The sequence below is a fragment of the Pseudaquabacterium rugosum genome (assembly GCF_038066575.1).
GTDB classification, from domain to species: domain Bacteria; phylum Pseudomonadota; class Gammaproteobacteria; order Burkholderiales; family Burkholderiaceae_C; genus Pseudaquabacterium; species Pseudaquabacterium rugosum.
Map to the genome: position 1 here is coordinate 50,794 of NZ_JBBUTF010000012.1, position 14,264 is coordinate 65,057.

Here is a 14,264-nt window from a genome sequence, read left to right on the forward strand (position 1 = left end):
CGGACGGCGGCCCGGGGGGCCTGAGACAAAGTGTCCAATCGTTGACGGCGCTCAATCTCAGTACATTCCCGCGCGCCTAGACCTATCCCGGGTCAACCCGAAGAGCGTTCTCCCCAATGTCCGTCTCCCCGCCCCCCGCTGTCCGTCGGACGGTGGCGGCAGCCCTCGCAGGCCTCAGCCTGCTGCTGGGCGGCTGCAACACCGTCATGCTCAATGCTTCTGGCGACATCGCCCGTCAGCAAGGTGATCTGATCATCACCTCGACGGTGTTGATGCTGCTGATCATCGTTCCGGTGATCGCGCTGACGCTGCTGTTCGCCTGGAAATACCGTGCCGCCAACACCGCCGCCGACTACGAGCCGGACTGGGATCACTCGACCAAGCTCGAGCTGATCATCTGGGGCGCACCGCTGCTGATCATCATCGCGCTGGGCGCGATCACCTGGATCTCGACCCACAAGCTCGATCCGTTCCGCCCGCTGTCACGCATCGACGACAAGCGCGAGCTGCCGGCCGACGTCAAGCCGCTGGTCATCCAGGCCGTGGCCATGGACTGGAAGTGGCTGTTCATCTATCCGGAGCAGAACATCGCCCTGGTCAACGAACTGCGCCTGCCGGTGGACCGGCCGGTGAAGTTCGAGATGACCGCCTCGACGGTGATGAACTCGCTGGCCATCCCCGCGATGGCCGGGATGATCTACGCGATGCCGGGCATGCAGTCCGAGCTGAACGCGATCATCAACAAGGTCGGCGTCTACGACGGCCGCTCGGGTCAGTACAGCGGCGACGGCTTCTCGCACATGACGTTCAAGATGCACGCCCTGCCTGCGGCCGAGTTCGACCAGTGGGTCGACGGCGTGCGCAAGGCCGGTGACACGCTGGACCGCGCCGGCTACCTGAAGCTCGACCAGCCGAGCAAGAAGCATCCGGTTGCCGTCTACGCGCAGGTCGAGCAAGGTCTGTTCGACGCTGCCGTCAACCGCTGCGTCGACCGCAGCAAGATGTGCATGGGCACGATGATGGCCATCGACGAGACGGGCGGTGGCGGCAAGGCCGGCATCGCCGGTCTGACCCGCCAGACCTGGCGTGGTACCGAGCGCACCGTCGTCGCCGGCCTGTGCACCCCCGCGAATCCCGAGGGCCGCACCGCCCTGGTCGCTGACGCCCAACCTGCCGGGAAGCTCTGATGTCCGCCACCTATCCTGTCGACAACCATCCGCTGTTCGGGCGACTGAGCCTGGGCGCGCTGCCGCTGCACGAACCCATCGTCCTGGCCACCTTCGGTGGCGTGGTGCTGGGCGGCCTCGTGATGCTGGCGCTGATGACGAAGTTCCGCCTGTGGGGCCCGCTGTGGCGTGACTGGATCACCAGCATCGACCACAAGAAGATCGGCATCATGTACATGGTGCTGGGCGTGATCATGCTGCTGCGCGGCTTCGCCGATGCGCTGATGATGCGCGGCCAGCAGGCGCTGGCCCACGGCGGCGCCGAGGGTTACCTGAACGCCCACCACTACGACCAGGTCTTCACCGCCCACGGCGTGATCATGATCTTCTTCGTGGCGATGCCCTTCGTCACCGGGTTCATGAACTACGTGGTGCCGCTGCAGATCGGTGCCCGTGACGTGGCCTTCCCGTTCCTGAACAACTTCAGCTTCTGGATGACCACCGGCGGTGCCGTGCTCATCATGGCGTCGCTGTTCGTGGGCGAGTTCGCGCGCACCGGCTGGCTGGCCTATCCGCCGCTGTCGGGCATCCTGGCCGATCCGGGCGTCGGGGTGGACTATTACCTGTGGAGTCTGCAGGTGGCCGGCGTGGGCACCACGCTGTCGGGCATCAACCTGATCGCGACCATCGTCAAGATGCGCGCGCCGGGCATGACGCTGATGAAGATGCCCGTCTTCACCTGGACCTCGCTGTGCACCAACGTGCTGATCGTCGTCAGCTTCCCGGTGCTGACCGCGGCCCTGGTGCTGCTGACGCTGGACCGCTACGTCGGCACCAACTTCTTCACCACCGACCTGGGCGGCAACGCCATGGTCTACGTGAACCTGATCTGGATCTGGGGCCACCCCGAGGTCTACATCCTGGTGCTGCCGATCTTCGGCATCTTCAGTGAAGTGGTCTCGACCTTCAGCGGCAAGCGCCTGTTCGGCTATGCCTCGATGGTCTACGCCACGGTCGTGATCACCATCCTGTCGTACCTGGTGTGGCTGCACCACTTCTTCACGATGGGCTCGGGGGCGAGCGTCAACTCGTTCTTCGGCATCACGACGATGATCATCTCGATCCCCACGGGCGCGAAGATCTTCAACTGGCTGTTCACGATGTACCGCGGCCGCATCCGCTTCGAGGTGCCGATGCTGTGGACGATGGGCTTCATGATCACCTTCGTGATCGGCGGCATGACCGGCGTGCTGCTGGCCGTGCCCCCGGCGGACTTCCAGCTGCACAACAGCCTGTTCCTGATCGCCCACTTCCACAACGTGATCATCGGTGGCGTGGTCTTCGGCGCCTTCGCCGGCATCACCTACTGGTACCCGAAGGCCTTCGGCTACAAGCTGCATGACGGCCTGGGCCGTGCCTCGTTCTGGTTCTGGTTCATCGGCTTCTACCTCGCGTTCATGCCGCTGTACGTGCTGGGCCTGATGGGCGTCACCCGCCGCGTCAGCCAGTTCGCCGACACCGCGCTGCAGCCGTACTTCGTGGTCGCGGCCATCGGTGCGGTGCTGATCGCCGCGGGCATCGGCTGCTTCGTGCTGAACATCGGCTGGAGCTACCTGAACCGCGCCAAGCAGCGCGACCTGCACGGCGACAGCTGGGAGACCGGCCGCACGCTGGAGTGGAGCACCGCCTCGCCGCCGCCGGACTACAACTTCGCCTTCACGCCCATCGTCCACGAGCGCGATGCCTGGCACCACATGAAGCAGGCCGGCGCGCAGCGTCCGACCAGCGGCTTCCAGCCGATCCACATGCCGGCCAACACGGCCGCGGGCATCGTGATCGCCGGTCTGTCGACCGTGCTGGGCTTCGCGCTGATCTGGCACATGTGGCTGGTGGCCGCCGCGTCCTTCGCCGCGGTCGTGATCGCCTCGATCATCCACACCTTCAACTACAAGCGGGATTACCACATCCCGGCTGACGCGGTGACGCGCAGCGAAGCAGAGCGCACCGCCCAACTGGCCGCGCTCGGCCGCAGCGCCTGATCGCGCCTGACCCGGAGACCCAACCCCATGTCCTCCTCCACGGCACACACCGCGCCCGGCGCGCTGAACTTCTACGACGACGGCAGCCACCATCCGCAGCAGGGCACCCTGCTCGGCTTCTGGCTGTACCTGATGAGCGACTGCCTCATCTTCGCCGTGCTGTTCGCCACCTACGGCGTGCTCGGCCGCAGCTACGCGGCGGGCCCCTCGGGCGCCGATCTGTTCGACCTGCCGCTGGTGGCCGTCAACACGGCCTTCCTGCTGCTGTCGTCGATCACCTACGGCATGGCCGTGATCGCGATGCAGAAGCGCGACAAGTCCAAGGTGCTGATCTGGCTGGCCATCACCGGCCTGCTGGGCGCGGCCTTCATCGGCCTGGAGCTCTACGAGTTCAAGCACCTGATCCATGAAGGTGCCGGCCCGCAGCGCAGCGCCTTCCTGTCGTCGTTCTTCGCGCTGGTCGGCACGCACGGCCTGCACGTGAGCTTCGGCATCATCTGGCTGATCACGCTGATGGTGCAGGTCAACAAGCTGGGCCTGACCGCCGCCAACCGCCGCCGCCTGATGTGCCTGTCGATGTTCTGGCACTTCCTGGACGTGGTGTGGATCGGCGTGTTCACCTTCGTCTACCTGATGGGTTCGATGCCGGCCGTCTGAGCCTGCATCACCCGCGCAACGCACATCCACCGGAGACACGCACACCATGGCGCACGATCCGCACGCCCACGGCCATGACGACCACCACGGCGACCACGCAGACCACGACGACGACGGCGCGGCCGACTACCACGCCAGCGTCGGCGGCTACGTCAAGGGCTTCCTCCTGGCGGTCCTCCTGACGGCCATCCCCTTCTGGCTGGTGATGGGCAAGGTCCTGCCCTCGCCGGGCATGACGGCCTTCGTCATCCTGGCGCTGGGCGCCGTCCAGATCGTGGTCCACATGGTCTATTTCCTGCACATGAACGTGAAGGTCGAGCAGGGCTGGTCCATGCTGGCCCTGATCTTCACCGTCGTGCTGCTGGTGATCATGCTGTCGGGTTCGATCTGGGTGATGTACCACCTGAACACGAACCTGATGCCGGTCCACGAGATCAAGAACCTGCCGTAAGGCCCGCGACGGACCGGCCGGTCCGTCACGCGCCCACCCGAGAAACGCCGGCTCCGTCCGGCGTTTCGTCTTTCTGGCGCAGCCGCCGCTGCGGCGACACTGCCGCACCGGCACCGCCCGTGCCTGCCGTCCTGTCCGTCACCATGTCCCGTCCACCGACCGCTTCCGTTCCCACCGACCCGGCCCACCCGCGCTCCGGCCTGGCACGCACGATCGCGCTCGGTCTGTGCCTGCTCATCGCATCGACCTGTGGCGCGCTGTCGGTGTGGCAGTGGCAGCGGCTGCAGTGGAAGCAGGCGCTGCTGGCGCGCATCGCCGCGCTGCCGCAGCAGGCCGAGACCGCAGCGCCCGGGCCCGCCGCCTGGCCGGACGTGCGACGCGACAGCCACGAGTACGCGCCGCTGGCACTCGACGGCCACTGGGAGCCCGCCCGCGAACAGCTGGTGGTGGCCAGCACCGTCCTGGGCCGTGGCCACTGGGTGATGACGCCGCTGCGCATCGAGCGCGGTGCGCAGGGCCCGTGGTGGATCTGGGTCAACCGGGGCTTCGTCGATGACGCCCACCGCACGCCGGCCCTGCGCCGGCCGCTGCCGGCCGGACCGGTGCGCGTGGTCGGCCTGCTGCGCGCCAGCGAGCGGCCCTGGCTGGGCACCGCACTGCCCGGCATGGGCCAGGCCAGCCGGGACGTGGCGGCCCTGGCCACCGCGGCCGGCCTGGACACCCTCCGCGTGGCGCCGTACTTCGTCGACCTGGGCCGCACCGACGCGCGCCAGCAGGCCGCGCTGGCCGCCGCGGTCGAGGCCGGCCTGCCGCCGCCGGTGGCCGCCGACGCCCCGTGGCCGCGCACCGGCCTGACGCTGCTGAAGCTGCCGAACAACCACCTGAGCTATGCCTTGACCTGGGCCACGCTGGCCGCCGGTGCGCTGCTGGCGGCCGGCCTGGTCTGGCGCAGCGGTCGGCCGGGCCAGGCCGACGCGGGCGACGACGAGCGCCCCGGCCGATGAGCCCGCCCGCCGAGGCCCGTGCGGCCCGCAGTCTGCTGCCGGCCCTCAGCCCGACCGGCGCCGAGGCCGACCCGGCCGCCGGCCTGCGCCCGCACGAGCAGGCCGGCCGCAGCGCGCTGCTGCAGCTGGTGCAGCTGCGCTGGCTGGCGGTGGCGGGGCAGTTGGCGGCCATCGCCGTGGTGCACGGCGGGCTGGGCGTGCAGCTGCCGCTGCGCGCGCTGCTGGCCTTCGTGCTGGGGCTGGCGCTGTTCAACATCGCCAGCTGGGTGCGCGCGCGCAGCGCCCGCGATGTCGGCGACGGCGAGCTGATGATCGGCCTGCTGGTCGATCTGCTGGTACTGACCATGCTGCTGGCGCTGACCGGCGGCATCAACAACCCCTTTCTCTTCATCTACCTGCCGCAGGTGGCCATCGGCGCGCTGCTGCTGGAGCGCGCGCTGGCCTGGGCCCTGGTGGCCGCGGCCACCGGCGCGATCTTCCTGCTGTCGCAGTGGCATCTGCCGCTGCGCTGGCCGGGCGCGCCGGTGCAGCCCCTGGCCGTCGAATACGTCGGTGGCCTGCTGCTGTGCTTCGCCCTCAGCGCCTCGCTGGTGGTGGTGGTGATCCTGCGCATCGGCCAGACGCTGCGCCAGCGCGACGCCCGCCTGGCCGCGCTGCGCCAGCGCGCGGCCGAGGAGGAGCACATCGTGCGCATGGGCCTGCTGGCCAGCGGCGCCGCGCACGAGCTGTCGACGCCGCTGGCCACGCTCAGCGTGATCCTGGGCGACTGGTCGCACATGGGGCCGATCAGCGCCGAGCCCGAACTGCGCGAGGACGTCGAGCAGATGCAGGCCCAGGTGCAGCGCTGCAAGGCCATCATCAGCGGCATCCTGATGTCGGCCGGCGACGCCCGGGCCGACGCCACCGAGACCACCACGCTGGCCGCCTTCCTGCAGGCCACCTGCGCCGACTGGAGCCGGCGCCGCGGCGTCGGCCCGTTGCAACCGGAGCTCGGACCGACCCCGGACGACCCCATCTTCGCCGACGCCGGCCTGCGCCAGATGGTGATCAACCTGCTGGACAATGCCCTCGAAGCGGCCCCGCATCAGCTGCCGCGCCTGCTGGCCGAGAGCGATGACGAGCGTCTGCAGCTGCGTGTCCTGGACCAGGGCCCGGGCTTCGCGCCCGAGATCCTCGAGCACTTCGGCCGCCCCTACCATTCGACCAAGGGCAAGCCGGGTGGCGGTCTCGGCGTGTTCCTGTCGGTCAACGTCGCACGCGGCCTGGGCGGCAACGTCATCGGCCGCAACCGGCCGACGGCCGGCGCCGAGGTGCTGGTCGAGCTGCCGCTGGCCGCGCTGCGCCTGCCCGACGAGGCACTGGACGATCCCGCCGACGAACCGGACCCTGAGGATGACGATGCGACCACGACCCCGAGCGCGGCCCCTGGCCGCCGCCGCTGAATGAGCGCCGAGCCCGCACGCCAGCTGTTGATCGTCGAGGACGACGATGCCCTGGCCTCGACCCTGCGCCGCTCCTTCGAGCGCCGCGGCTGGAGCGTGTGCCGCGCGATCGACGTCGACACCATGCACGAGCAGCTGCGCAGCCACAGCCCGACCCACGCGGTGGTCGATCTGAAGCTGGCCAACGGCTGCTCGGGCCTGGCCTGCGTGCAGGCGCTGCACGGCCATGATGCGGCGATGGCCATCGTGGTGCTGACCGGCTACGCGTCGATCGCCACGGCGGTCGAGGCGATCAAGCTCGGCGCCCGCCACTACCTGGCCAAGCCGGCCAACACCGACGACATCGAGGCCGCCTTCGCCCGCACCGAAGGCGAGACCGATGTCGACATGACCAACCGCACCACGTCGATCAAGACGCTGGAGTGGGAGCGCATCCACGAGACGCTGGCGGAGACCGACTTCAACATCAGCGAGACCGCGCGGCGGCTGGGCATGCACCGCCGCACGCTGGCGCGCAAGCTGGAGAAGCAACGGGTGAAGTGAGGTGCGGCCAGCGCCTCGCCAGCCCCCCCCCGTCATCGCCCCGTCATCGCCCGCGTGCACGCTGCACGGCTGGATCGTCCCGGCCCACACGCCGGGCCGGGACCGCCCGCCACCCTCCGCGCGCCGCATGCGCCATCTGCCGTCCATGTCCCTGAACCGTCGCCAGTGGCTGCGCCACGCCACCACGTCCTCCGCGGCCCTGCCGGGCCTGATGGGTCTGACGGGCCTGCTCGGCCTGCAACCCGCCACCGGCCGGGCCCAGGGCCCGGGGGCCTCCTCGTCGCCACTGTCGGCGTCATCGGCGTCGTCGGCGTCCGCCGCCCCGGCCGGTGGCCACGGACAGCCGCTGGAGCTGGTGGTGCCGGTGCCGCCGGGCGGCTCGGTCGACCTGACCGGACGCCTGCTGGCCGAACACCTGCCGCGCGCCCTCCACCAGGCGGTGGTGGTGCGCAACCAGCCCGGCGCCTCGGGCTCGATCGCCGCGGCCGCGGTCGCCCGCCAGGCCGGCAACGGCGACACCGCGATGCTGGTGTTCGACGCCCACGCCACCAACCCGCTGGTCTATCCGAACCTGAGCTACACGCTGCGCGACTTCACGCCGATCTCGCGCCTGCTGAGCTTTCCGCTGGTGGCCGCGGTGCCGGCCTCGTTGCCGGTGCGCACGATGGCCGAATTCATCGCGCTGGCCCGCCGTCAGCCGGGCCGGCTGAACTACTCGACGGCCGGTCTGGGCACGCTCAACCATCTGGCGGCCGAGCTGTTCAAGCAACGCACCGGCACCCATCTCGTCCACATCCCCTACCGTGGCGGCGTGCCGGCGCTGCAGGCGGTGCTCAATGACGAGGTGCAGCTGTTCCTCGGCTCCTGGGTGGCCATCGGCCCGCACGTGCGCAGCGGCCGCGTCAAGGCGCTGGCGGTGACCTCGGCACGACGCTACGCGGTGGCGCCCGAGCTGCCGACGATGCAGGAAGCCGGCGTGCGCGACGTCGATGTCGGCACCTGGATCGGACTGGTCGCGCCGGCGCGCATCGGTGCCGAACGCCAGCAGGCCCTGCATGCCGGCGCGTTGCAGGCCCTCGGCCAGCCGGCGGTGCGCCAGCAGCTGGCCCAGCAGGGGCTGGAATGGGTGGGCTCGACACCGGCGGAGTTCGACGCCCACCTGCACGCCGAGCACCGCCGCTGGGCCACCCTGGTGCAGACGCAAGGCCTGTCGCTGGGCTGAGACACCGGGCGCGCTCAGCCCCCTCCGGCGCGCCAGGTCTGCGGCGTGACGCCCATGTGGCGGCGGAAGGCGGTGATGAAGCTCGACGCGCTGGCATAGCCCAGTTCGAGCGCCACCGCCTGCACCTTGCCGCCGGAGCGCAGCGCCGGCAAGGCGCGCACGATGCGCAGGCGCTGGCGCCACTCGGCCAGCGGCATGCCGAGCTCCTGCTGCGCACGGCGCAACAGGGTGCGCTCGCTGGCGTGCACCAGGCGGGCCAGCTCGGCCACGCCGCGGCGGTCGGCCGGATCGGCTTCCAGCGCGCGCAGCACCGGCGCCAGCAGCGGGTCCTCCGATCCCGGCAGATAGGAGCCGACCACCGGCGCCGCCCGCACCTCGTCGAGCAGCACCTGCAGCGCCCGGCCGTGCGCGTCCTCGCGCGGCAGGTGGCCACCGAGGGCCCGCAGATGATCGAGCAGCGCCCGCGCCAGCGCACTGACGGCCACCGCACAGGCCTGCGACGGCAGCCCGCCGCACAGCTCGCGCGCCACGTAGAACGAGGAGTGCACGCAGGCCATGCGGTTGAGCCCGGTGTGGGCCACGCCCCCCGGCAGCCACAGGCCCGACAGCGGCGGCGCCATCAGATGGCGATCGGCCATCTGCACCTCGATCACGCCGCTGTAGGCGTAGATGAACTCGCCCCAGTCATGGCGGTGCAGCGGGTACAGCGTGTCGGGCTCCAGCGCCTCGGCGCGGAAGGCCAGCGGCGCGGGCAGGGCGTCGACGAAGGGGGCGGCCCGCAGGTGACGGGCGGTCTGGCGGACGGACATGGCGCGGATGGGGCTCAGAGGGAGCGCAGAGGGCGTGAGGGCGTGAGGGCCGGGGCAGGGCGCAGGACGGCCGGATGCGACCCGCCCGGCGGAGGCCGGAAGGGCTCGGCCCGATCCGGAGCGGCCCTCCACCCCGGTGGCCGCACAGCCGCTTGGCGCACCACAGGCCCGGGTTGGCGGATTCTCGCAACTTCGTGCTGACACGACAGCCCACAATCGGCGCCATCCAACCGGAACCCGCCCGGCAGCCACCCGGCAGCCACCGGTGTCTCGCCGCGGCGCCCATGCCCGCCGTCTTCCTGCATCCGCCCCCACCGGGGTGCGCGCCTGTCGCCCATGTCGATCTCCTCTCCCCGTCCCGTCGACGGCCGCGCGGCCGGCCTGATGGTGCTGCTGTGCCTGTGCTGGGCCTTGCAGCAGATCCTCGTCAAGGCCGTGGCGGCCGACATCTCGCCGATGCTGCAGATCGGCCTGCGCTCGGCCATGGCCGCGGCGCTGGTGCTGCTGCTGATGCGCGTGCAGGGTCTGCGCGTGCAGGCACGCAGCCACTGGCGCGGGGCACTGGCCGTCGGGCTGCTGTTCGGCGGCGAGTACGTGATGGTGGCCGAGGCGCTGCGCCGCACCAGCGCGGCCCACACCGTCGTCTTTCTCTACACGGCGCCGATCTTCGCCGCCCTCGGCCTGCACCTGCGTGTGCCCACCGAGCGTCTGCGACCGCTGCAGGGCCTGGGCATCGCACTGGCCTTCGGCGGCGTGGCGCTGGCCTTCCTCGGCGAGCCGGCATCCCCCGGTGCGGGCGCCGCCACCGACCGGGTGGGCGACCTGCTGGCCCTCGGCGGCGGCCTGGCCTGGGGCGCGACCACGGTGCTGCTGCGCGGCAGCAGCCTGGCCCGTGCACCGGCCAGCGAAGCGCTGCTCTATCAGCTGATGGGCGCGGCCGTGCTGCTGCTGGGCACGGCGCTGGCCACCGGCCAGACGGCCGTCCACTGGACCCCGGCGGTGCTCGGCGGACTGGCCTTCCAGACCGTGGTCGTCGCCTTCGCCAGCTTCCTGGTCTGGTTCTGGCTGCTGCGCCACTATGCCGCGGCGATGCTGGGGGTGTTCACCTTCCTGACGCCGATCTTCGGCGTCACCCTCGGCGCCTGGCTGCTGGACGAGGCCCTGGCGCCGTCCTTCGTGCGGGGGGCGCTGCTGGTGCTGGCCGGGGTGGTGATGGTCAGCGCCGAAGGGCCGCTGCGGGGCTGGCTGAGCCGGCGCGGCGGTCGCCGTCAGGCTGCCGACGGGGCAGGGCTGGGCTGAGATTGCCGGCCGGCCCGGCTGCCACGGCAGGCGGGGCAGGCGGGGCAGGCGGGGCGGGTGCTCTCCGGGCACCGCCATGGCCGCGGGCGCCATGACAGGGACGGGCCGGCCGGCGGGGGACGCGCGTGTCGGACCGCACCGCATCCGCACCCGAGGGCCCGCCGGCGCAGGCCACAATCGATCCGTCCGTCGACTCCGGCGCCGAGCACCGTGCCCATCCGCATCGATCTCCACGACACCCGGACGGCTGCACCTGCCGCATCCGCCACATGCGCCGCACCCGCCACATGCGCCGCGCCGCAGCCCGGCCGCCGGCGTCTGCTGGCCGCCGCCCTCGCGCCGATCCTGCCGCCCGCGGCCCTCGGCGGCCGGATCTCGACGGTGATGGCCGGCCTGGCCGCGGCCGGCGCAGGCTCCACGGCGCTGGGCGGCTGCGCGCTGCGACCGGGCCAGGACGCCGGCCGGCCGATCCTCCACCGGGGCGTCGACCGCATCGGCTGGGGCGCCAGCCCGCGCCAGATGCAGACGGCCACCGCCATGGGCTGGCAGGCCTGGTGGCGCGACCAGCTCGATCCGCGACGGCCCGAGCAACTGCCGCCCGCGGTGCAGGCCCGGCTGGACACGCTGGAGACCCTGGCCACCGCCCCCGACACCGCGCTGGCCGAGCTGCAGGCGCTGCGGCGGCGGGAGCAGGACGAGCAGAAGGCCGCCGCGGCCCCGGGCGCCCCAGCCGCCCCGACCGGTACAGCCGCACCAGCTGCAGGACCGCCTCCAACGCCGCCGGCAGCCGCACCAGCACCCTCTCCGGCACCCTCTCCGGCAGCCTCCCCGGCAGCCTCCCCGGCAGCCTCCCCGGCAGCCTCCCCGGCGGCGGGCCCCCCGGCGTCGACCGCAGCCCTGCAACCCACACCCGCACCCGCGCCCGCGCCCACCCCACGCCAGCACGTGCAGGAATCGCTGCAGCGCCGCAGCCGCCAGGCCGTCGAGGCCCACCTGCTGCGGGCGATCTGGAGCGACCGCCAGCTGCAGGCGCGCCTGGTCGCCTTCTGGCTCAACCACTTCAGCGTCTTCCAGCACAAGGGCAATCTGCGCGCGCTGGTGGCCGACTACGAGCAGCAGGCGATCCGCCCCCATGCCCTGACCGATTTCCGCGCCATGCTCGGGGCCGTGACCCGACATCCGGCCATGCTGCGCTACCTCGACAACGAGCACAACCGTGCCGGCCGCGGCAACGAGAACCACGCGCGCGAGCTGCTGGAGCTGCACACCCTCGGCGTGGACGGTGGCTACACCCAGCGTGACGTGCAGGAGCTGGCCCGCGTGCTGACCGGCCACGCGCTGCGCGGCGCCGACGAGCCGCCACCGCGGCTGAAGGCGGCCTGGCAGCCGCTGTGGCGCAGCGCGCGGGGCTGGGTGTTCGATCCGTCGCGCCATGATTTCGGCGACAAGCAGGTCCTCGGCCAGACCGTGCGCGGCAGCGGCGCCGACGAGCTCGACCAGGTGCTGGACCGCCTGGCCGCCCATCCGTCGACCGCCCGCCATGTCTGTGGCCGGCTGGCCGTCTGCCTGCTCGGCGATGCGCCGCCGGCCGCACTGCTGACCCGCATGGTGCGCGCCTTCGGTCCGCGCGGTGATCTGCAGGCCGTGCTGGGCACGGTGCTCGACGACGACGCCTTCACCGACGGCCCGCCCGCCCTGCGCTCGCCCACGCCGTGGCTGCTGTCGGCGCTGCGCTGTGGCGGCGCCGATGCGTGCGCGCCGGGCGACCTCGGGCCGCTGATCGGCTGGATGAACCGGCTGGGCGAGGGCGTCTTCGAACGCGGCACGCCCGACGGTTGGCCGCAGGACGCCGCGTCCTGGCACAGCCCGGCCCAGCTCGAACAGCGCTTCGAGATCGCGCAGGCCATCGTCGGTGGCGCGGCGCGGGTGTTCCTGCCGGTGGCCACGGTCGCCGGGCCGGCGCCGGACCCGATCGCCCGAGCCGGCGGCCCCAGCCCCGGCTCCAGCTCCGGCTCCAGCTCCGGTGCGCCGCGCAGCACATCCGCCAGCCCGCCCGGGCCCGGACGTGCCGCCGGCCCGTCACTGGCCTGGACCCTGCCACTGCCCGGACGCCGACCCTTGCGCGCGCAGACCGTCACCGTGCTGCAGGCCGCTACCGACAGCCGCCAGCGCGACACGCTGCTGCTGTGCTCGCCCGACCTCATGGAGCGTTGAGATGCCCGATGCCGATCCGGCCCTGCCGTCACGCCGCCGACTGCTGCAGGGACTGGCCGCGGCGGCCTGTGCCGGCGGCGCGGCCCGCTCCCAGGTGTGGGCCATGCCGGGTGGCGGGCGCTCCCGCTTCGTCTTCGTCCTGCTGCGGGGGGGCTACGACGCGATGACCCTGCTGGTGCCCTCGGCCAGCCTCTACCGCGAATGGCGGCCCCGCCTGGCCGTGCCTTGGGCCGGCGCCGACGGCAGCACCGGCGCCCAGCTCCTGGACAGCGACTGGGCGCTGCATCCGGCCGCGGCCGATGCACTGGCCCCGCTGCTGCGCGCCGGCCAGATCGGCTTCGTGCCCTTCGCCGGCACCCAGGACCTGACCCGCAGCCACTTCGAGACCCAGGACACGATCGAGGGCGGCCTGGCCGTCGGCGGCCGCGCGCCCGTGCGCAGCGGCTTTCTCAACCGTCTGGCGGCGGTGCTCGGCGGCTCGGGGCAGGGACAGGCGCTGCCGCCGGTGGCCGCCGCGACGGCCGCCACCGGCATGACCGCTGGCACGACCGCTGGCATGCCCCCCGGCGCCATCGCCAGCACCGCCGCTCTGGCCCGCCGGCTGGGCCCGATCGCCTTCAGCGAGCAGTTGCCGCTGGCCTTCCGCGGCCCGGTCGCCGTGGCCAACACCCCGCTGCGCCAGGCCCCGCGACGCGTCGGCGGTGAGGCGCTGCAGCCGGCGATCACCCGCATGTACGCCGGCCACGTCCTGCAGCGCCCGGTCGACGAGGCCTTCGCGCTGCGTGCCGAGATCGCCCGCCAACTGCAGGGCGAGATGATGGCGGCCGACCGCCAGGCCGTCTCGGCCCGCGGCTTCGAGGCCGAGGCCCGGCGCATCGGCCTGGTGCTGCGGGCCGACCACCGGCTGGCGTTCGTCGATGTCGGTGGCTGGGACACCCATGTCGGACAGGGCAGCCTGCAAGGCCCGCTGCCGACCCGCCTGGCCGAGCTCGGCCGCGGCCTGGTGGCGCTGGCCGATGCGCTCGGTCACGACGAATGGGCGCACACCGTCGTCGTCGTCGGCAGCGAGTTCGGCCGCACGCTGCGCGAGAACGGCGCCCAGGGCACCGACCACGGCCATGGCTCGGTCTGGTGGGTGGCCGGCGGTGGCCTGTCCGGCGGCTCGCCTGGACGACCGGTGCGCGGCGAGCAGGTCGCGATCACGGCCACCACCGTGCACCAGGACCGCGATCTGCCGGTGCTCAACGACTGGCGGGCCTGGGTCGGCGGCCTGCTGCAGCGGCAGTTCGCGCTCGACGGCCGGGCGCTGGCCACGGTCTTTCCCGAGGCCACGACCGTGGATCTGGGGTGGCTCTGAGGGCGCGGCCGGCGTGCAGCACGCTGCACGCCGGGGCCGTCGGGCCGGGTCCGAGCGCTGG

General features: G+C 72.3%; 12 protein-coding genes. 11 read left to right on the plus strand and 1 reads right to left on the minus strand.

The window, feature by feature from the left end; all coding sequences use genetic code 11:
• Positions 1 to 116: 116 nt before the first annotated feature.
• From cyoA to AACH11_RS13720, 8 genes are all read left to right on the plus strand, one after another.
• Positions 117 to 1,187, plus strand: a complete 1,071-nt coding sequence (gene cyoA / locus AACH11_RS13685) for a ubiquinol oxidase subunit II (RefSeq protein WP_341374798.1) — start codon at positions 117 to 119, stop codon at positions 1,185 to 1,187.
• On the plus strand, positions 1,187 to 3,205 hold the full coding sequence (gene cyoB / locus AACH11_RS13690) for a cytochrome o ubiquinol oxidase subunit I (RefSeq protein WP_341374799.1): 2,019 nt from the start codon (positions 1,187 to 1,189) through the stop codon (positions 3,203 to 3,205). Before cyoA ends, cyoB begins: the two co-directional genes overlap by 1 nt.
• 27 nt (positions 3,206 to 3,232) lie before the next feature.
• Entirely contained in the window at positions 3,233 to 3,862 is a 630-nt protein-coding gene (cyoC, locus tag AACH11_RS13695) for a cytochrome o ubiquinol oxidase subunit III (protein WP_341374800.1), read from the plus strand.
• Positions 3,863 to 3,908: 46 nt separating this feature from the next.
• Positions 3,909 to 4,313: a cytochrome o ubiquinol oxidase subunit IV gene (gene cyoD / locus AACH11_RS13700; protein WP_341374801.1), complete on the plus strand. Its 405-nt coding sequence runs from the start codon at positions 3,909 to 3,911 to the stop codon at positions 4,311 to 4,313.
• 143 nt (positions 4,314 to 4,456) lie between these two features.
• Positions 4,457 to 5,317 carry an SURF1 family protein gene (locus AACH11_RS13705; protein WP_341374802.1) on the plus strand — a complete coding sequence of 287 codons (861 nt, stop codon included), beginning with the start codon at positions 4,457 to 4,459 and terminating at the stop codon, positions 5,315 to 5,317.
• Positions 5,314 to 6,759: an ATP-binding protein gene (locus AACH11_RS13710; protein ID WP_341374803.1), complete on the plus strand. Its 1,446-nt coding sequence runs from the start codon at positions 5,314 to 5,316 to the stop codon at positions 6,757 to 6,759. Before AACH11_RS13705 ends, AACH11_RS13710 begins: the two co-directional genes overlap by 4 nt.
• A complete protein-coding gene (locus AACH11_RS13715; RefSeq protein ID WP_341374804.1) occupies positions 6,760 to 7,302 on the plus strand; it encodes a response regulator transcription factor in 543 nt (180 codons plus the stop codon).
• 145 nt (positions 7,303 to 7,447) lie between these two features.
• Positions 7,448 to 8,524 (plus strand): tripartite tricarboxylate transporter substrate-binding protein, encoded by a 1,077-nt coding sequence (locus AACH11_RS13720; protein WP_341374805.1) that lies wholly within the window; start codon positions 7,448 to 7,450, stop codon positions 8,522 to 8,524.
• A gap of 14 nt (positions 8,525 to 8,538) precedes the next feature.
• Here the strand turns inward: AACH11_RS13720 and AACH11_RS13725 are convergent, their stop codons facing one another.
• Positions 8,539 to 9,333 (minus strand): AraC family transcriptional regulator, encoded by a 795-nt coding sequence (locus AACH11_RS13725; RefSeq protein ID WP_341374806.1) that lies wholly within the window; start codon positions 9,331 to 9,333, stop codon positions 8,539 to 8,541.
• A gap of 342 nt (positions 9,334 to 9,675) precedes the next feature.
• Between AACH11_RS13725 and AACH11_RS13730 the strand changes: the two genes are divergently transcribed.
• The 3 genes from AACH11_RS13730 to AACH11_RS13740 all read left to right on the plus strand — a co-directional run bounded on the left by AACH11_RS13730 (position 9,676) and on the right by AACH11_RS13740 (position 14,203).
• A complete protein-coding gene (locus AACH11_RS13730; RefSeq protein ID WP_341374940.1) occupies positions 9,676 to 10,632 on the plus strand; it encodes a DMT family transporter in 957 nt (318 codons plus the stop codon).
• A gap of 210 nt (positions 10,633 to 10,842) precedes the next feature.
• Entirely contained in the window at positions 10,843 to 12,846 is a 2,004-nt protein-coding gene (locus AACH11_RS13735) for a DUF1800 domain-containing protein (RefSeq protein WP_341374807.1), read from the plus strand.
• A 1-nt stretch (position 12,847) separates the two neighbouring features.
• Positions 12,848 to 14,203, plus strand: a complete 1,356-nt coding sequence (locus AACH11_RS13740; RefSeq protein ID WP_341374808.1) for a DUF1501 domain-containing protein — start codon at positions 12,848 to 12,850, stop codon at positions 14,201 to 14,203.
• Positions 14,204 to 14,264: the final 61 nt, after the last annotated feature.